The 18867-nt window shown below is 52.0% G+C and carries 15 protein-coding genes and 1 pseudogene; 5 read left to right on the top strand and 11 right to left on the bottom strand.

The genetic code is table 11. The features are described from left to right. Window positions 1-21: 21 nt before the first annotated feature. From pseI to pseB, 6 genes are read right to left on the bottom strand one after another with little or no spacing between them, the layout of a single operon-like run. Complete coding sequence (pseI, locus tag ABLQ08_RS00335; RefSeq protein ID WP_352938098.1) at window positions 22-1074, bottom strand: pseudaminic acid synthase; 1053 nt, start codon at window positions 1072-1074, stop codon at window positions 22-24. Then, window positions 1074-2624, bottom strand: coding sequence for a UDP-2,4-diacetamido-2,4,6-trideoxy-beta-L-altropyranose hydrolase (gene pseG, locus ABLQ08_RS00340; RefSeq protein WP_352938100.1), 1551 nt, complete (start codon window positions 2622-2624; stop codon window positions 1074-1076). The genes pseI and pseG overlap by 1 nt, the downstream gene beginning before the upstream one ends. Next, window positions 2618-3424, bottom strand: coding sequence for an SDR family NAD(P)-dependent oxidoreductase (locus ABLQ08_RS00345; protein WP_352938103.1), 807 nt, complete (start codon window positions 3422-3424; stop codon window positions 2618-2620). Before ABLQ08_RS00345 ends, pseG begins: the two co-directional genes overlap by 7 nt. Beyond that, the gene (locus ABLQ08_RS00350) at window positions 3424-5037 is read right to left on the bottom strand and encodes an aldo/keto reductase (RefSeq protein ID WP_352938105.1); all 1614 of its coding nucleotides are present in this window, start codon (window positions 5035-5037) and stop codon (window positions 3424-3426) included. Before ABLQ08_RS00350 ends, ABLQ08_RS00345 begins: the two co-directional genes overlap by 1 nt. After that, window positions 5034-6191 carry a UDP-4-amino-4,6-dideoxy-N-acetyl-beta-L-altrosamine transaminase gene (pseC, locus tag ABLQ08_RS00355; protein ID WP_352940484.1) on the bottom strand — a complete coding sequence of 386 codons (1158 nt, stop codon included), beginning with the start codon at window positions 6189-6191 and terminating at the stop codon, window positions 5034-5036. Before pseC ends, ABLQ08_RS00350 begins: the two co-directional genes overlap by 4 nt. After that, entirely contained in the window at window positions 6191-7207 is a 1017-nt protein-coding gene (gene pseB, locus ABLQ08_RS00360) for a UDP-N-acetylglucosamine 4,6-dehydratase (inverting) (RefSeq protein ID WP_352938108.1), read from the bottom strand. The genes pseC and pseB overlap by 1 nt, the downstream gene beginning before the upstream one ends. 519 nt (window positions 7208-7726) lie before the next feature. Here pseB and ABLQ08_RS00365 point away from each other — a divergent pair. Then, window positions 7727-9658, top strand: a complete 1932-nt coding sequence (locus ABLQ08_RS00365) for an acyltransferase family protein (protein ID WP_352938109.1) — start codon at window positions 7727-7729, stop codon at window positions 9656-9658. Window positions 9659-10273: 615 nt separating this feature from the next. Beyond that, window positions 10274-10600 (top strand): annotated as a pseudogene (locus ABLQ08_RS00370) (EamA family transporter); the annotation flags it as partial. Between the two features lie 42 nt (window positions 10601-10642). Here ABLQ08_RS00370 and ABLQ08_RS00375 read toward each other — a convergent pair. The 3 genes from ABLQ08_RS00375 to ABLQ08_RS00385 are packed head-to-tail and all read right to left on the bottom strand — an operon-like array spanning window position 10643 to window position 13758. Further along, window positions 10643-11707, bottom strand: coding sequence for a TRAP transporter substrate-binding protein (locus tag ABLQ08_RS00375; protein WP_352938111.1), 1065 nt, complete (start codon window positions 11705-11707; stop codon window positions 10643-10645). 24 nt (window positions 11708-11731) lie between these two features. Beyond that, the gene (locus ABLQ08_RS00380; protein ID WP_352938113.1) at window positions 11732-13288 is read right to left on the bottom strand and encodes a TRAP transporter large permease; all 1557 of its coding nucleotides are present in this window, start codon (window positions 13286-13288) and stop codon (window positions 11732-11734) included. Next, on the bottom strand, window positions 13285-13758 hold the full coding sequence (locus ABLQ08_RS00385) for a TRAP transporter small permease subunit (RefSeq protein ID WP_352938115.1): 474 nt from the start codon (window positions 13756-13758) through the stop codon (window positions 13285-13287). Before ABLQ08_RS00385 ends, ABLQ08_RS00380 begins: the two co-directional genes overlap by 4 nt. Window positions 13759-14325: 567 nt before the next feature. Here ABLQ08_RS00385 and ABLQ08_RS00390 point away from each other — a divergent pair. From ABLQ08_RS00390 to ABLQ08_RS00400, 3 genes are all read left to right on the top strand, one after another. After that, window positions 14326-14868, top strand: a complete 543-nt coding sequence (locus ABLQ08_RS00390; protein WP_352938117.1) for a peroxiredoxin — start codon at window positions 14326-14328, stop codon at window positions 14866-14868. A gap of 264 nt (window positions 14869-15132) precedes the next feature. Further along, window positions 15133-16491 carry a guanine deaminase gene (gene guaD, locus ABLQ08_RS00395; protein WP_352938118.1) on the top strand — a complete coding sequence of 453 codons (1359 nt, stop codon included), beginning with the start codon at window positions 15133-15135 and terminating at the stop codon, window positions 16489-16491. A 12-nt stretch (window positions 16492-16503) separates the two neighbouring features. After that, window positions 16504-17448, top strand: coding sequence for an antibiotic biosynthesis monooxygenase (locus tag ABLQ08_RS00400; RefSeq protein WP_352938120.1), 945 nt, complete (start codon window positions 16504-16506; stop codon window positions 17446-17448). Window positions 17449-17576: 128 nt separating this feature from the next. Here ABLQ08_RS00400 and cydX read toward each other — a convergent pair whose 3' ends face one another. Together cydX and cydB are read right to left on the bottom strand one after the other, a co-directional pair. Next, window positions 17577-17693, bottom strand: a complete 117-nt coding sequence (gene cydX, locus ABLQ08_RS00405; protein ID WP_352938122.1) for a cytochrome bd-I oxidase subunit CydX — start codon at window positions 17691-17693, stop codon at window positions 17577-17579. An 11-nt stretch (window positions 17694-17704) separates the two neighbouring features. Then, window positions 17705-18862 (bottom strand): cytochrome d ubiquinol oxidase subunit II, encoded by a 1158-nt coding sequence (gene cydB, locus ABLQ08_RS00410; RefSeq protein WP_352938124.1) that lies wholly within the window; start codon window positions 18860-18862, stop codon window positions 17705-17707. Window positions 18863-18867: the final 5 nt, after the last annotated feature.

Raw genomic sequence — 18867 nt, forward strand, 5'->3', positions numbered from 1 at the left:
GGTGCCCTTGTGCTTGGAATGTCAATCATCAGCTATGATATTTTCCAAGAGAACGGGTGAATTGGAGTCAACTGCTTGCCGGAGCTTTTTACCTATAATGACATCGAGAAACTTTGGTGGGGCTCCGTAACCGGGCCGCACGCTACGAACATCGCCCTCGGTGATTACATCGCCAGCATCCAATGATCTTACGAAATATAGCGACCGTCGAAATTTCACATTGCTGCTTTCACTAGATTTTCTTCCATAGTTTATTTCGCCCAAAGCAGTCCATGCAGTTTTCGCATCCTGACACAGAGCCGACAACTCGTTTGGTTCCAGCGAGAAACTGTCATCGGGACCGCCGCCGGCTCGGTCAAGGGTAACGTGTTTTTCGAGTATCGAGGCCCCTATCGCAACCGAGGCTATTGCAGTCGTGTTGTCCAGGGTATGATCTGACAGACCGATCGGCACATCGAAACGCGAGATCATGTCTCTAATTGTCACTAGATTATAGTCTGAAGGAGGGGCCGGGTATCCAGAAACACAAAGCAACAGCGCAAGTTCCTCGCATCCACCTTTTCTTGCGGCAGCAACGGCTTCTTCAATCTCCTGTAAATCAGCCATGCCTGTAGAAATGATCAGCGGCTTACCCTTCGACGCCACATAGCGGATCAGCGGTAAATCAACAGCCTCGAATGACGCTATTTTGTAGGCGGGGGAACCTAGGTCTTCCAAAAGATCGACTGCGCTGAAATCGAATGGAGAGGAGAAGAGAGTTATGCCAAGTTCCTTGGCATAAGAGAAGAGTTTTTCATGCCATTCCCAAGGAGTGTGTGCCCAGTCATATAAGTCATAAAGGCTACGTCCTTCCCATGGACCATCAGCAATCTGGAAATCCGGAGCATCACTTTTCAAGGTAATCGTGTCCGGGCGATAGGTTTGTATTTTTACGGCGTTTGCACCAGCTTCTTTCGCAATTTTGATTATCGAAAGCGCATTTTCTAGATTGCCATTGTGATTAGCGGACAACTCCGCAATCACATAAGGTGGGTTCCCAATACCGATTTTCCGATCGTCGATAGAAATAGACATTAGCACCCTCCAGATATGCTGAGTTGATATGTGAAGAAAGACGAAGACTGCGATAGTTTCTTGAATCCGGTTTTTTCAAATGCCCTGATCGAAGAAACATTTTCTATGTGTACTGTCGCATCCAAGAAATCTATTTTTGATTTCTTCGCAATAGTTTTGGAATGCTGCAAAATTTTAGTGCCCATTCCAGTTCCTTGAGCCATTTTTTCTAAACAAATACTAATGCTTGCCTCAGAATTTGATACCTTGTCCAATCGAAGATAAGCAAAGGGCCATCTTCCGATCATGAAAATGAAGATTTGACAACACGGGTCTGTAAGGGCGTTTTGAAACCAACGATAATGTTCTGCGTAGCTTGGCTGCGTTCTGTTCATCGAAAATCTTTTGTCCTGCACCTCATTTCGCCAATCCCATACGCGCCTCGCATCTCGGATATCTGCTTTGCGAAACTCCAAGTTGTCGGGGCCTATTTTTGACGCGACACGCCAGGCGCCGTCTCCGTCACAAATATTAGCAGCTTCATCTGACATTCTTTTTCTGACACTCGCCGAGGATATCTGATTGAAAGCCTCCGCAAAGCTATTGGTACACAGTTCCTTTACGGGGATTGCAACCTCTGCCTTAGCTAGTGCGTTTGCAACATGAAGCTGATTTGGCGCTGTTACCAGCACGATAGAAGGAAGTCCGACGCAGCACCGTTCCCAACTAGTGGAACCTGCTGCACCTATGGCAATGTCAGCCTTCGAAAACAGCTCGGCCATGTTGGTGGCATTGACATAGACATCGCACTTGAACGGCAACTCTTTTGCAAAACTCTTTACGAGAGACAGATGAGGAGCAGTGGAGCCTAGAATTACGCTAACTTCAACTTCTGAAGGTAAGTCCTGTTCCAGAAGTTTTTTTAATACTTGCGTAGTTGTGTTGCCGAGATCGACACCACCTAGGGTAACCAGTATGCGCTTGATCGACTTTTGGTTTCTTTCGAGCAATGACATCGCGCGACGATTGGCAAATTCTTCACGTAACAACGAAAATTTCGTCCCAGCCAGGATTTGACATGTCGCTGGTACAAGATTTTCGTAGTCGCTCGACTGCCGACCAACGGTCTGATCCAACAATAAATCGGCTTGATGGTATCTATCGGCCAAATCATCGATAACAAATAGCTTGGCACTCGTCTCGGCAACGACGCGGTGCTCCCATTTGTAGTCAAAAGAGTAATGATCCAAAACGACCCAGTCAGGCCGAAAACCCGAAAGCGCTATGCCGGTCTCGTCTGCATCTTGCATCCAGGGAACTTCTGCCCAATGAGCATGGGATGGAGACGAAGGTGCTTCATTTCGGGAAAATGGCGAATTGAGCCTGATCACCTCAAAACCTAGGGAAGCCACGAGATCGATCAGGTTTCCATCCAACTCGCGTGAAACAAATAGGCATTCACACCCTGTTCGATGCAAGGCATTGGCCAGCGTCAAACATCGCATTACGTGCCCGGTTCCGATCTTCAGAGATGCGTCGGTTCTGAACGCGATTTTTGGCCGTTTTACCAAGCGGTCCACCCTCCATCGACTGCGAGATTGGAACCCGTTATGAATGAAGAGGCAGGAGAAAGCAGAAACACTACAGGTCCAACAATTTCATTTGGTTCACCAATTCTACCCAACGGGCATTTGCCCCTGAGTTTCTGGATGAAGTGAGGCAGATGATTTTGAACAGCGGGCGAAGGAAACGGACCCGGTGATATCTGGTTCACTCGGATAGCTTCGCTGCCCAACTCGCAAGCGGCGTAGCGAGTAAATTGCCCGAGAGCTGCCTTTGCGGCGCCATAGTAAGGTGGATTACTAGAAAATTTGTCCTTGTAGATTCTCAGATCAGGACTCACAGACCCATACATTGAACCAATGTTGACGATAGAAGCATTTGCTGTCTGGCAGACTGCCTGACGCAAATTTGGCAACAGAAGTTTGACTAATCGCTGCGCCGCAACAACGCTGATTTCGTACGCGGCCCGCCACTGGTCGGAATCGGAGGTTTCGACACTGCCACCTCCACCGCTATAGGCATTATTGACAAGGCCATGGATTGCTTGGTTTTGAACCATTTCTCCGATGCAATCAATGCTCGTTTCATTTGCCAGATTGCAGGCGATAAAGTCTGCCCTGATACCCGACTTTGCAAGGTCATCAACTAAATCTTCGCCTTGCTGTTCGTTTCGCGCAATTAAGATCAGTTCCGCCCCTGCTTTTCCCAGCCCCATCGCAATTTCTTTACCCAGATGACCTGTCGCCCCCGTCAGCATTACCCTGTGCCCTTGCAATGAAAAGATGTGTGAGACAGCCATTTTGGTCATCAACTCCACATTGCTGGGTTTAGGGTCTGCGCAGGCAACATTGGCCGCGTATCGTTGATGTACTCTAGCTGTTTGACAGTCAAATGCGGTTCTTTGAATAGTTCAATTGTTTCCATCAACTGTGCTTTGGAATTGCTGCCAACGACGACGGCATCAGCCCAATCTTGTGCGCGAGCCCAGGCAAAACATAAGTCTGCTATCGAACCGCGATCTGTTTTGCGTCGGACTTCCCCCAACCAGTTTAAGACGGGTGTTGCGTCTCCACATTGGGCTTTTCGCCATGTCTCAGCATTGTCACTGACCAATAGCCCCTGCAGCAGTGAAGAACGAACGTGAACTGTTATTTTCCTTTTGGACCGAGCTGCGCGTAGCTCTCGGATTACATTGTCCCATCGGTGGTCCAACAAATTGGCTGGGATTTGGATGTGCTCGACGTCGTCGAATGACAGGGCAAGAAGTAATTCTTCCGGTGATTGAACGGACACACCCAGCCGTCCTATTTGGGCACAAGCTCGAAAAGCCCTCAGCCTGCTCCAGACGACACCTGACCAGCTTGATAACTGCGATGCTCTATGCAGCATAAGCGTGTCGAGACGCTCAGTTGCCAGCGTGGCCATGGATTTCCAGACACTGTGTTCGACTAAGGCTTCTACAACTTCGACATCATCTGTGTTCAATCTGCATAGAGCCGCCAAAGGATCGAGCTTTGTGCAAATCGCAAGGGATGAATCTTGCCGGGTTTTCCTGAATGCGCCAATAATCGCTTCACTTTTTCCGTAAGAACGCGCCGTGTCGACAACTGCAACTCCCTGGTCGACCGCATATTCGAGCATCTGCAATGCATCATGTTCCACAAATGGAACGTCGTTAGTTATTCCATATTGCATTCCCAGCTGAGCCGCACCAAGAACGAATTTCGGGAGGGTGGTGATGCGTCCTCTCTCCTTACGTGCTAGGTCTTCAGCAAGCTCGCCCCAATGTGTAGAGCACGCATCCTGAAATGACTTGAACAGACTTGATACCTTTAAGTAATCGTCAAGGGTATCAACCGTAGCGGAAACATCTGCAAGATTTAGATATTCATATTTTTTAAATATTCGATCTTCAACATTTGACCGCGCCCAAGACGTAACATGTTCGCGATCATGCTTTGAAATTGCGTATGAATTCGATTTCTTAATTAACCAAGCACGAATCACCTCGACACTTACCCCGTAAGGTAATCCGGACTCAATCCCGTTGGTTCGCAGATAATCAAGATGTTCGGAGTTAAAATAATTGACCACTTCTTCAATCAATGTGCCATCCGGCACCGGATTGTCTGCGGTTAGACGGACAACTGGCGCGTCATCGTCCAACGGCGCCACAATGTCGGCAAAACGTCCCAACACGTCGTTGAGCGAGCCTCGAAATACAGGTATTCCGTATTCCTCGGCATAGGAACAAAGAACGTCGTCACTCGCTTCATTTGATGTCGCTAGTAACACCTTTATTCCTGTATTGCCAGCTCGCAACGCAGCTAACACAGCCATCGGAATTCCGTTTATCGGAAGCAAAACCTTACCCGGCAACCGACTTGATGAAGTTCGCGCTTGAATGATTACAAGCGTCATTGTGGGAGCTCACGTGATATTGTTTCTACAATATAGTCTTGCTCTGAGAATGATAGACCGGGAAAGAGTGGTATTGAAATAGCTCTGCTATAATAATCTTCAGAGTATGGGAAGTCACCAGACCTAAATCCCAGGTTCTGATAGTATGGTTGAAGGTGTACCGGAATATAGTGAACGTTTGCACCTATCCCCTTGGCTCGTAGGTTCTTAAAGAATGAAAGCCGCTTTGCCAAACTTTCGCAACTTAACTGAAGAACATAGAGGTGGTATGACGAGTAACAATCAGCTTGAAGCTTTTGAACGGTCACCGGCAACTCAGAAAACATCGCGTCGTAGCGTCTCGCGAGTTCGTTCCGACGCAAAACAAATTTGTCCAATCTTTTGAGTTGACTCAAGCCCAAAGCAGCCTGCAACTCGGTCATGCGGTAATTGAAGCCGAGTGCTAACTGTTGATAGTACCAAGGCCCTTCTGACTCTCCCTGCATTATTTTTTCGTCGCGCGTAATTCCGTGGCTGCGGAACAGTTGCATCTTGCTCGCCAACTTCTCAGAATTTGTCACGGCCATGCCGCCTTCGGCCGACGTAACGATTTTTACCGGATGAAAGCTAAAGACTGTGATATCTGAGTGTGAACAATCGCCGACGGCATTGTTTTTGTATTCTGCACCAATCGCGTGACTGGCGTCCTCTAAGACCTTAACGTCAAATCTACGCGCCAGTTTGGAAATATTAGCCATGTCCGGTGACTGCCCACACATGTGCACCGGAGCTATTACCTTGGGCAATCGACCAACTTTTTCTGCTGCTACAAGCTTTCGCTCCAAAGCTTCAGGGCACATGTTGAATGTGGCTGGATCGATATCGACAAAATCGACCTCAGCACCTAGATATCTGGCGCAATTAGCCGTAGCGACAAATGTAATAGGCGTTGTCCAGAAGAGGTCACCAGCTTCCAGACCAAGCGCCCAAACCGCTGAATGCAGAGATGAAGTGGCCGAATTGGACGCAACCGCAAAATTGGCGTTCACCCTAGTCGCGACTGCCGATTCAAACTTGGGCACAACAGGTCCCTGGGTAAGGTAGTCCGAGTTGAGAACTTCGATTACCGCATCGATGTCCTGTTGACTGATGTCTTGACGGCCGTAGGGTATCATTAGAATAAGCCGATTTTTGTTTTGTTTGCTTCTATCCATGCCTCCAGGCTTTCTGGCGACATCCAGTCAGGGTTGTTGTCGCTTGAATAGAGGAAATCTTCTTGAACCCTTTCCCCATTCTTGATGCGCTCGCTCGTCGTGTCCCAATTGTGAATACTAGGCAGGATCTTGTAATACTGATCATATTCGTAGGTGTAATAGGCGTCCTCCGTACCAACCATCTGTTCGTGGAGCTTTTCTCCTGGACGAATTCCGACGACTTTTAGTTCGGCATTAGGAGCAATCACTTTAGCGATATCTGTTACTCTCATGGACGGAATTTTCTTAACATAGATCTCACCGCCCACCATGTCGTTGAAGGCATGCCAGACCAATTCCACTCCCTGGTCGAGTGTAATCATGAAGCGCGTCATACGTTCGTCCGTGATCGGCAAGCAGCCTTGTTCTCGGATGGACATAAAGAATGGTATCACCGATCCGCGCGATCCCATGACATTGCCGTAGCGCACGACGGAAAACCTGGTGCCGTCACCACCGGCATAGGAATTCCCTGCGACGAACAGCTTGTCGGAGGCAAGCTTGGTTGCGCCATACAAGTTGACCGGACTGGACGCCTTGTCCGTCGAGAGTGCCACCACGCGTTTCACGCCGTTGTCGATCGCCGCGTCGATAACATTCATCGCGCCGTTTATATTTGTCTTCACACACTCGAAGGGATTGTATTCTGCCGTCGGCACGATCTTGCTGGCAGCAGCGTGAACCACATAGTCGACGCCGTTCATGGCTCGGTAAAGTCTTTCCCGGTCCCGGACGTCGCCAATAAAGAACCGCACCCTTTCATCAGCTTGAAACAGCTTGGCCATTTCCCACTGTTTCATTTCATCCCGCGACAAGATAATGATCCTGTTCGGCTGATGCCGTTCGAGCGTCATGCGAACGAACGCGTGGCCAAATGAGCCCGTCCCACCGGTCAGTAGGATGTCTTTTCCTTTGAAAAACAACGATTCTTTCTGCATTTTGAGCGTGGCCCTAACTCTTTTACGATCTGATACGATCCTTCGCCGTGCGGAACGGTAGCACCGGACGATTTCTCCCGGAAAGATCACGCGATGTAAAGACAGTGAACACGGTTGTCCAGCACGACGCGCATTCGAATCTGAATATACTCGGAGCACCAGCCCGGTGCTCCGCTGGTGCGCCTGCGTATCCTAAGCGGCAGTGCGTTGCAAGAAACTGCGACTTTGTCAACAAAGTGCAACGGATTAGCGACGCCTTTTCCCGTTGGTGAACAAGAAGGTTCAGGATTGATCTCGACACTTGTGCTTCCGAACAGCTAAACGTCTTGCTGTGGTCGAGAAACGCAGCGGGCGGTTTGACGCGAAGTGGTGGTGAAAACGCCTCTTGTGGAAACGGCGTCTTGTGTCCGCAAAAGAACCGGATGCTTTAAATTGGTTTCATTGAAAACTGCGTGGCACGAAAAGAATTGGATACCGTTCTGATTTAAAGAACTTTACGCGGAAATTAGTATTGCTGGCATGAGTATAGTTTACCGACCTGAAATCAACGGCCTGAGAGCAATCGCTGTTTGCTCTGTCTTGTTCTCCCATGCGAAGTTCGAAGCATTTGCGGGCGGCTTTGTCGGAGTCGACATCTTCTTTGTGATTAGTGGGTATCTGATAACGCGAATAGTGCTCAGGGATTACGAGGCTCGGACTTTTTCCCTCTTTGACTTTTACGTAAAGCGAATGCGCAGACTGTTGCCGGCCCTGTTTGTCGTGTTGTTTTTCTGTTTTCTGTTTTCCTACGCGTTTCTACCGATGGACCGGCTTCGGGAGTTCGCACGAACAACGATCACCGTCGTTCTTTTCTTCTCCAATTTTCACTTCATGAATCAGGGCGGATATTTCGACCTGAGCGACGCGTTCCGTCCGCTCCTGCATACCTGGAGCCTGGGCATCGAAGAGCAGTTCTACATTGTCTTTCCGGTCTTTCTGGTTGTTCTGATGTCCTTGTCGCGTAAAGCATTCGTCGTCGGCTTGGCACTGGTATTCCTGGGCAGTCTTCTTCTGTCCGAATATTTGTCTGCCGTCGAGGAGCGAGTAAACTATTTTCTGCCTTTCACCAGGGCGTGGGAGCTGGCAGCCGGCTGCCTCCTTGCGACATTGAACACTGTTTTCCTTGAGCGCATCGCCGGCGTCTGGCGTGAAATTGCGGCAACCATCGGCATCGTCGTGATAGCTCTATCCGTCGCATTGCTGACGCCTGAATTCGCCTATCCGAGCTTTTGGACCCTGATACCGGTGGCCGGGACCATTCTGGTGCTGGCTGTGGCAGATGAACGCACGCTCGTCGGCAAACTGCTGTCGACACGGCCGCTGGTGTTTATCGGTCTCGTCAGCTATAGCCTTTACCTTTGGCACCAGCCGATTTTCGTATATTTTGGGTTCGTGTATGGTGCGGAGAATATTTCACGAACTGGGTATGGCGTTCTGATCCTACTGTGCGTGTTGCTTGCGTCGCTTACCTACATTTTCGTCGAGACCCCGGTCCGGCAGCGCCGGATAGTGAAGAGCAACGTCCAACTCGTCGCCGTGTGCTTTATGGTCTGTGTGGCCTTTGTCGCCTCATCTCGGCTGACCGTCATCCACGGAAAAAGGGAACTGCCGTTTCGTCCAGATGTCTTGACCGATCTTGATAATCGGCTGCAGCGTAATCTCGGGCTGACAGAGAATTGTGGCAGGATCGCCGATAGCACTGAGTATTGCAAGACATCATCGACGCCGACAATTGCGGTCTGGGGTGACTCGCACGCACGCCATGCCGCAAGATCCATACTGGCCGCAAATCCGGAAGCAGAGATCATTCAGTTTTCCGGAAGCGGATGCCCAGCACTACTTGATCTTGCGAGCGCGAGACGAGGCTCTGAGTGGGCGCGCAACTGTCTTGCTTTCAACCGCAGCGTCATGAATTGGCTGGAGAAAAACGACACGGTGACACACGTCGTCCTTGCGTCCGCTTTTTTGGACTTCAAAGGAAGTCAGAAAGTGATGACCGGCGAAGGTTCGATGACTTTGTCAGATTCGCGAATGATAGCAGCGGGGCTGATCGGGGTAGTCGACTGGATACGCAGGCAAGGTATGGAACCGTTTTTGTATTCATTTACGCCCATGAACGGCACAAATGTCGGATACTGCTATTATAGGATCGCTCAATTCGGCTGGCAGAATACGCATTGCGATATGAAATATGAAGATTTTCTGGCGTCTGCTTCAGATCAAATTGGAATATTCGAAGTGGCGAGCGCGGATGTGCGATCATTGTATTTGCCCGACCTTCTATGTTCCGAAACCGGGTGTGAAATGATGCCGGAGGACATTCTTCTCTATTACGACGGCCATCATCTGTCTCACGAAGGCGCTGACTACATAGGCAGAAAAACAAATCTCTATAAGCTGATCAAAGACTAGGCTCTCGTAAAGAAGTAACTTCGCGCGCGCTCCTCAAACGAAGCAGAAACTGGAAAAATGTATGAGGCCTGCGTTGTCGGAAACGCCAATCAGAACGTGTTGCTCGAGCGTTTTACGGTAACCCCTGTTCTGCCCCCATGTTGTCTCGTTTTTCAAGATCCATGATCAGCAGATCGATGTTGAATCGAGAGGGAGTTTCTCAAAGGAGACCACAATTAAGGCTCTCGCTGACTGGGTTGGCGCCCGTGCCGGTGGCCGGACAAACTAGGCAAAACACCGGCCCTCGTACCTCAGCAAACACGACGACTGATTGAAAAGATCGATAATCGTCTTGATCAGACACACTAGCGTGGTCCGAATTGAGCGCTAATTTTGGGTACATTTCTGATGATAGAGGAGTGAACCGATGTTAAAGAAGCGTTTTTCGGACGAGTAGATCGCGTTTTCGTTGAGGCAAGCGGAATTTGATACGACGATTGGCGAGATTTGTCGGAACGACGCGCCTGCCATGCTATCGCTGTGGTCGGACTTCCCATCGATATCTCTCCAGCCGAGACCCGGAAATGGAATTGCGGATGCGCCCGATAGGTCGATCCTCGCGAAAGTGTCTGGACACTCACGCTCTATCTTGCGGGTGCCGGGGCCTTGCTCAGCGCTTTTGCCATGCCGTTTTTCTGGGTTTCGCCGCGACTGGAAGACGCCTGGCTTTTTCTGGGCATCGCGCTTTTCGGAACATCGGGCATAACCCTGATGCCCCAGGCATTTCGGCTTGCCCCGGCAAGCGTGGTTGCGCCGTTTGATTATTCCGCTCTGTTGTGGGCCACGCTGTTCGGCTGGTTGCTGTGGGAAGAGATACCCGACGCCGCCACATATGTCGGGGCGGCAATCATTATCGCCAGCGGCACTTACATCGTCTACCGGGAGCGTCTGGCGGCCAAATGAGGTCTGCCGGAGCCTTCTTCAAGTCCCGGCAGACCGCTACAATCAGACCCGCTGAATGAATGTCGACGCCTTCACCTCGGCGGCATAGTCCTTCGCAAGATCCAGGAACGTGTTGTAGCTCTTCTGAACTTCGGCGAACTTCGGGTTTGCCTCGGCATTTTCCGTCATGACTTCGCCAACGGCTGTTTTCAACGCCAACATGACGTCGTCCGGGAACGCTGCGAATGTGACACCGTCCTCTTTCAGTTTCTTCATGGCGACGGCGTTGTAGTAGTCAAATTGGGCTGTGATCTCCACTGACGACGCTTCAGCAGCGTTTGCGATGATCGCCTGCAGGTGCTTCGGCAGCCCTTCGTAAGCTTCCTTGTTGACTACGATTTCCAATGCGGCCGATGGCTCGTGGAACGCAGGAACGTAGCAGTATTTAGCAACCTTCTGCAGACCGAAGGCCATGTCCAGCATGGGGCCTACCCATTCGGCGGCATCGATGGCGCCGGACTGGAAGGCCGGGAAAATTTCCGGAGGTGGCAACAGAACGGCGTTGACACCGAGCTTGCGCATGGCTTCGCCGCCGAGACCGGCAATGCGCATATTCAGACCCGCCAGATCGTTCAGGCCCTCTACCGGCTTCTTGAACCAGCCGGCGGCCTGGACGCCGGAGTTTCCTGAGTAAAACGGCTTCAATCCACGCTCTGCATAGATCTCGTCCCAAAGCTCCTGTCCGCCACCAAATCGCAGCCAGGCAGTCGTTTCGACCGCTGTCATGCCAAAGGGCACAGCGGAGAAGAAGTGAAGCGCCGAGTTCTTGGAAGCCGCGTAATAAGGTGTCGAGTGGCCAATTTCAGCAGTTCCCTGCTCGACAGCATCTTCAACGCCAAACGGAGGCACCAGTTCGCCGCCGGAAAAAACCTTGAACGTCAGCTGTCCATCGGACATTTCCTCAACGCGTTTGGCGAATGTGGTCACATTTGTGCCGACACCCGGCGCCTTGGCTGGAAAGGACGTCGGCAATTTCCACTCGATCTTGCCCTGGGCAATCGCGGGTGCGGCCAGCATGGTTGCAGGTGCGGCGACGGCTCCCGCTTTCAAGAAATCCCGTCTTTTCATGTGAAGTCTCCCTTATGCGATTTATCAGAACAAAACTGCCGGTAGCCAGGTTGCCAAAACCGGAAAGCTCGCGACCAGCGCCAGCGCCAACAACTGAATGGCCACAAACGGAATGACCGAGGCGTAGATTTCCGATGTGCGAATATCCGAAGGTGCAACCGATCTGAAATAGAAGAGCGCAAATCCGAACGGCGGCGTCAAGAAGGACGTTTGCAGGTTAAGCGCGATCAGAACGGCAAACCAGACCGGACTGATATCCGATTGCAGGATGATCGGTCCGACAATCGGAACGACAATGAAAATGATCTCGACAAACTCCAGAATGAAGCCAAGCAGGAAAATCACCAGCATCGTCAGAAGCAGCATGCCGTAAGCCCCGCCTGGCAGCGATTGAAGCAGTTCGGCGACATGTTCATCGCCGTCAAATCCCCGGAACACCAAAGAGAGCACACTTGCTGCAATAACGATGCCGAAGATCATGCCCGTGATCGTGACCGTTTCGCGCACAGCCGGCAGCAAGACGTCCCTGGAGATCAAGGAAAAGGCGGCACTGAGCAGAAGGGCAAACGCGACAACAGTCGCCAGCACAGATGCAATTGATTGCAAGGACCAGTCGATCTTGCCTTCGGAAAATATCAGTCCGAGCACACCGGCCTGGCGCAGAATGAGCATTCCGATTGCGAAAACAGCACAAAGAACGGCAACGCGTGGGGCAGAACCTCCCTGCCCGGCTGCGGCGATCAGAATGGCTCCGGCGACGCCAACTCCGGCAGCTTCAGTTGGCGTTGCAATGCCAATCAGAATGCTGCCGAGTACCGCAACGATCAAACCAAGCGTTGGCGCAATATCCCTGACAAGCTGCGCTGCGGTAACTTTGGTCCTTTCCTTGTCTCCTTCAGCCTTGTCGGCTGAACCGCGCAACCGAAAGAGAACATAGGCGGCATAAAGCGCTACCAACAACAGGCCGGGAATGAGAGCGCCTGCAAACAGGTCCCCAACCGTAACCGGATCAGGTGCGAAGTTGCCTGCTTCCTGCTGGGCCTCGAAATAGGCGTTCGAAACCTGGTCCCCCAGAAGGATGAGCACGATGGAAGGAGGAATGATCTGGCCAAGCGTTCCGCTGGCGCAAATCAAGCCACTGCTCATGTGTCTGTTCACGCCGGCATTCAGGAGCGCCGGCAAGGTGATGGTTCCGAGCATCACGATGGTTGCACCGATGATCCCGGTAGACGCGGCAATGAGCGCGCTGACCAGAACCACTGAAAGAGCAAGCGCAGACTGGTGACCGCCGAGAACAGCGGTCAGGCTCTTGAGCATCTTTTCCGCCTGGCGCGACTTCTCCAGCAGCAGCCCCATCAGAACGAAGAGCGGCACCGCTAGCAACAGCGGGTTGGTCATGATGCCATAGACCCGTTGCGGCACGGCCTGAAAGAAAACCAGATCGAAGTCGCCAAAGCTTGCGGCCAGAAGCGCGATCATGGTCGGTGCACCGGCGATCGCCAGAAGGACCGGAACACCCGACAGAATGCAGGCGAAAACCGCGATAGTCATCAGGACCAGCCAAACGATGTCTGCACTCATGAGGACGCTCGCCGAAGCTTGCCGATCAAGCGGGTCAGGGTCAGCAGAATGACCAGCGCAGGAAGAATGAGAAGGCAGGTCTTGACGATGAACAATCCCGGCAGACCACCCGTCTCGGGTGAACCTTCCAGTATGGCCCAGGAACTGCGCACAAGCGGAAACGCTGTCCACAGCATCAGGCAGAAAACCGGCAGTGCCAGCATCAGGTCTCCAAACCAGTCGATCCAGTTGTTGGCTTTTAGCGTCATTTTCTGGCGGAAAACATCAACACGCACATGCCGGTCGGCATCAAAAGCGACGGCAACGGACAAGGCAACGAGGGCCGCGAAGGCATAATTGACCGCATCCTGAATTTCCAGGAAACCGATTCCGAGCAAATACCGCATCAGAACCATGACGAGTTGGCCGAGGAACACAATTGCGGTCAGACCGATACAGCCCCATCTCACCGCAAGAAACACATGTCGCATTCAAAGCCTATGCTTTGCGAATCTTTCATTAGCCCCAAAGGTGGAAATCGCGCACTCACACCCAAGCCGAGGCAGCTTAATCAGCAATTTTTACCATGTATACAGGCATGTTCCTGTTGGCTTCTGTTGGCCACAGTCCATTTTTCGCGAATGCGTTTCCTCTCAAAAACACGCATTCGTATCAGCTGCTTTTCCTTTGATCCCAAGTGGTTGGACCGTCCGGGTAAAACGTCTAGCGAAGATCAACTGGGCGGTGCGGCAAGACGCCCCACCCATTTAACCCCGGGTAAGGATTTTCGCCCCACACGAAATATACGTCTTTTCCTAAAGTCATTTGACCACAACCGTTTAGGTCGACCAGGGAGATCCGCGTTTTAACAGATTTAAATTATTCTAATGTGCAAAAACCTCTTGTCGCAACGCAGCAATTGAGCTACGCGAAAGCTGCAGGACGCTGCGCGTGTTGCTTCCAGAATTCGGGTCGCACTCTCGGGCGAACCGACCTCCTTTTTATTCAAAAGCGAAGCCCCGGCGTCTTTCGAAATTCAAGAAACCAGGAGTTAAATTATGCTCGGCAAAAAAGTTCCTTTCGTTACCTTCCGCACCCGCGTTCGTGACGAGTCCATCGAAGGCCCGAATCCGTTCCGCTGGGAAGACAAGACGAGCGACGACTACTTCAAGGGCAAGAAGGTCGTTCTGTTCTCCCTTCCGGGCGCATTCACTCCGACCTGCTCCACATTCCAGCTGCCGGATTTCGAGAAGCTCTATGAAGAGTTCAAGGCTGAAGGCGTTGATGAGATCTATTGCATCTCCGTCAACGACGCTTTTGTCATGAACGCATGGGCCAAGGCTCAGGGCGTTGACAACGTAAAGGTTATCCCGGACGGCTCCGGGGAATTCACCCGCAAGATGGGCATGCTGGTTGCCAAGGACAATCTCGGCTTCGGCATGCGTTCCTGGCGCTATGGCGCTGTCGTCAATGACGGTGTTGTTGAGCAGTGGTTCGAAGAAGAAGGCTTCTCCGACAACTGCGAAAGCGACCCTTACGGCGTTTCTTCTCCGCAGAATATCCTGGAAAAGATCCGCGAGGCGAAAGTCGAAGCTGCCTAAGCTTCCTGGTTTTTCCAGTGCGATTGAAAGCCCGGCCAATCGGCCGGGCTTTTTTATTGCCGGATTTCAGTTCTCCGACGTTTTTTTTCCCTACCTGATCAAATAAACCCGCACTCACATTCAACTTCTACAGAAACCATAAATTGAAGCCAGGGCAGTTGACGTTACGTCATATTTGTAAAACCATCCTTCCAATGGAGTTTTTTCTGACTGTTGTTCAAGCGTTGCTGCACATACCGAAACGTTTGGAATTCGGAGGCGAAAATGAAAGCGATAAGAGGAGCCTTTCTCGATTTTCTGTATGACCCTTTCTACAAGGACGAGCAGGAAGCCGTGCGCTACCTGACTGACGGCATTCTTGTGATTGATGGTGAAAAGATCGCGGACTTTGGTTCTTACGAGGAGCTTGGAGACAAATATTCCGACGTGGAAACGACCACATATGCCAATCGGTTGATCATGCCGGGTTTCATCGACACACATGTGCACTACCCCCAGACCGAGATGATAGCCGCTTTCGGCGAGCAGCTGCTTGAATGGCTGGAGAAATACACCTTTCCGACGGAACTCAAATTTCGCGACAAGGCTTATGCGCGCCAGGTCGCCGACCGGTTCCTGAACATGCTGCTTGCTAACGGCACAACAACGGCCCAAGTCTTTACGACGACATTTCCTCAGTCAGTGGACGCCTTTTTTGAGGCCTGCAGCGAGCGCAATATCTGCATGATTGCGGGACTGACCGGCATTGATCGACCCGGCCTTGCCCCTCCCGAGTATCTGGACACCGCCGACACGTTCTACGCCAACAGCAGGGATCTGATCGAACGTTGGCATTTGAAGGGGCGCAACAAATACGCGATTACACCGCGTTTCGCCCTTGGTTCGACCCGGGAACAGCTCGACCGTTGTGGTCAGCTCAAAGGCGAATACCCGGATACGTGGGTCAACACCCACATGTCTGAAAACCACAAGGAGATTGCACAGGTCGCCGAGGCCTTTCCTGAAGCAAAGGACTATCTGAACGTTTATGAGCGCGCTGGCATTGTCGGTCCGAAATTCACAGCCGGTCACGCAATTCACTTGAGCGATGACGCCTACCGCAGAATGTCATCATCGAAGTCGTCGATCTCGTTCTGTCCGGCATCCAATCTCTATCTCGGCAGCGGACTGTTCATGATTCACAAGGCAAAATCGGTGGAAACGCCGGTGCTCGTCGGCGTGGGAACCGACATGGGGGCCGGTGATTGTTTCTCTATCCTGCGTGTCCTGAACGATGCCTACAAAGTCGCGGCGCTGCAGACGCAGAAGCTGTCGGTACTGAAAGGGCTTTATCTGGCGACTCTTGGAGGTGCCAAATCCCTGCTGCTTGAAGACGAAATCGGCAGTTTTGATCCAGGAAAATTCGCAGATATCGTTGTCCTGAACACGCGTCCTACCCCTGCTCTCGCCTTCCGGGCCGAAAACGCAATCATCGACGAAAGCAGGCCTGTTGAGGAACAGAGACGTGAGCGGATGGAGCATGAAGCCTTCGGCATGATGATGCTTGGCGACGAGCGCGCTGTCGAGGCAACCTATGTCAGCGGCAATCTTCTCTATCAGAAACTCGGCAACCACATCCATTAGAGCAGGCGAGCCATGCAGGAGACGATCAAAACCGGCGTTGTGGTGCTGTCGCGCGATCCAGGAGACTTTGACGACCTGAGCTACAAGCAATGGCACAATGAACTCGTAACACTGGCCAAGCAGCATGACGGGCTCATCGATATCGATCTTCAAAAGCCGCTCGAAGGCGTTCAGGACCAATGGGTCCAGGTCCTCACCTATGACACCATCGATAATCTGAAGGCCCTTCTCGATGACATCGCTTACAAGTCCGCCGTTGAAAACTCGGAAAGAAGGTTTGGCACGCCCGTCATTCAGCAGGTCGTTGCCAACAGCAAGCCGTCTGCTCTCCCCGTCACAGTCGTGATTTCACAGCTTGTGAAACCTGGTTGCGAGGAAGCTTATCAGGAGTGGCAGCTCGACATGGATCTTGCGGCAAAGAAGTTTCCGGGATTTCTGGGCACCGAAATGATCAAACCGCTGCCCGGTTTGCAGAACGAATGGGTGGTGATCTTTCGGTTCGATTCAGCCCGGCACCTTGATGACTGGTTCGCATCGGATATTCACAAGGACCTCTTGAAGCAGGCCGAACCATACTTCGAAAAGGTGCATGTCCGGCGGGTTGGCAGGGGCTTCGAAGACTGGTTTGCCAATGCAGCCGGCGAAGGTGAAAGCGGGCCCTCCCAAGTCAGAATGGCGATGGTCGTGCTGTTGACGCTTTACCCGACAGTCATGCTGCTTACGCTTTTCGTCTCCCCCCTCATCTCGTCCTGGGGTCTGCCGCTTTCAATGTTTGTTTCCAACGTTCTGAGCGTTGTCATTCTCACCTGGGCCGTCATGCCTCTGGCAACGCGCGCTTTGAAATTCTGGCTCGACCAGGAAACGGGTAGCGGAACATCCGTCACAATTCTGGGAGGAGCTCTGATCGTGGGACTTTACCTGATCAGCATCGGCGTCTTTGTTTGGTTGATGGGATAGCAGGCAGACCGGCGCCGTACGTCTTTCCCTACAGACCGCCGAACGACTGCTCCTGTTGTCGTACTGACAACAAAAAAACAGGCCGCTTTCGAGGCGGCCTGTTTCCAACAATGTTTCAAGTGTTCGGGCTAGCCGTTTTCGCGCTGCCGTCGCTCATCGTCGGAGCGCAACTCAAGCCACATCGCGTTCAGGATCGCGAGGCAGCAAGCGAGCGGCATTCCAAGAGCCCATGCAAAATACCACATAAGATTTCTCCTCAATATGCCGTGTGATTGTCGCGCTCGATGGTTTCTTCATCCACCTTGCCCCACAAGACCTTGTAGACCCATGCCGTGTAGGCGAGGATCAACGGCAGGAAGATCACCGTCGCCACCAGCATGTTGAACAAAGTCCGATGTGTCGAAGAGGCATCCCAAACCGTGAGACTTGCTCCCGGCTGCACCGAGGATGGCAGGATGAACGGAAACATGGTTATGCCGACCGTTGAGATAATGCCGACGACCGCCCATTTGGAAAAGACGAAGATCAGCATTTCCATTCTGGTCTGAAGCAAAAGCAACGTTCCCAGCAGACCGAGAAAGCCAAGTCCCGGCACGATCCAGAGGATCGGATAGGCGGCGTAGTTTGCCATCCATGCCCCCCCTTCAATCACCGCCTGCTTGGCAAGTGGATTGGCCTGCATGTTGGGGTCGATCTCGGACGTAATCCGGTACCCTTCGACGTACCCGCTGGAGACGAGATAGCCGCCGAGCGCAAACAGGACGATCGCGAGCAAGGCAGCAACAGTGCCAAACCGCCGCGCCCGCATGGCAATCTCTCCAGAAGCGCGCATCACCAGCCAGACCGCTCCGTGCATCACAAGCATTGAAACCGACAGAAGCCCGCACAACAGGGAGAACGGCGAAAACAATCCGAAGAAAGAGCCCTCGTAGGTCATGCGCAGATCAAGATCCAGCTTGAAGGGCACCCCAAGCAGCACATTGCCAACCGCAACGCCAAACACGAGAGCCGGAACGAATGATCCTATGAAAAGTGCCCAGTCCCAGGTCGCGCGCCAGGAAGGGTCTGGCCGCTTGGACCGATACTTGAAGGAAACCGGACGCAGGATCATGGCAGCAAGCACGATAAACATCGCCAGATAGAATCCGGAGAAACTTATAGCGTAGAGCGGTGGCCATGCGGCGAAAATCGCACCACCTCCCAGAATGAACCAGACCTGATTTCCTTCCCAGGTCGGGCCAATCGTATTGATCACGACCCGGCGTTCAATGTCGGTTTCGGCGACAAATGGCAGAAGAGCACCGACGCCCATGTCGAACCCATCCGTCACCGCAAACCCGATCAGGAGAATGCCGAGCAGCACCCACCAGATTATTTTCAGCGTTGAGTAGTCGATCAGTTCATGCAGAATCATGTGTC

Origin of the sequence: Roseibium sp. SCP14 (assembly GCF_040329475.1) — a bacterium.
Classification (GTDB): domain Bacteria; phylum Pseudomonadota; class Alphaproteobacteria; order Rhizobiales; family Stappiaceae; genus Roseibium.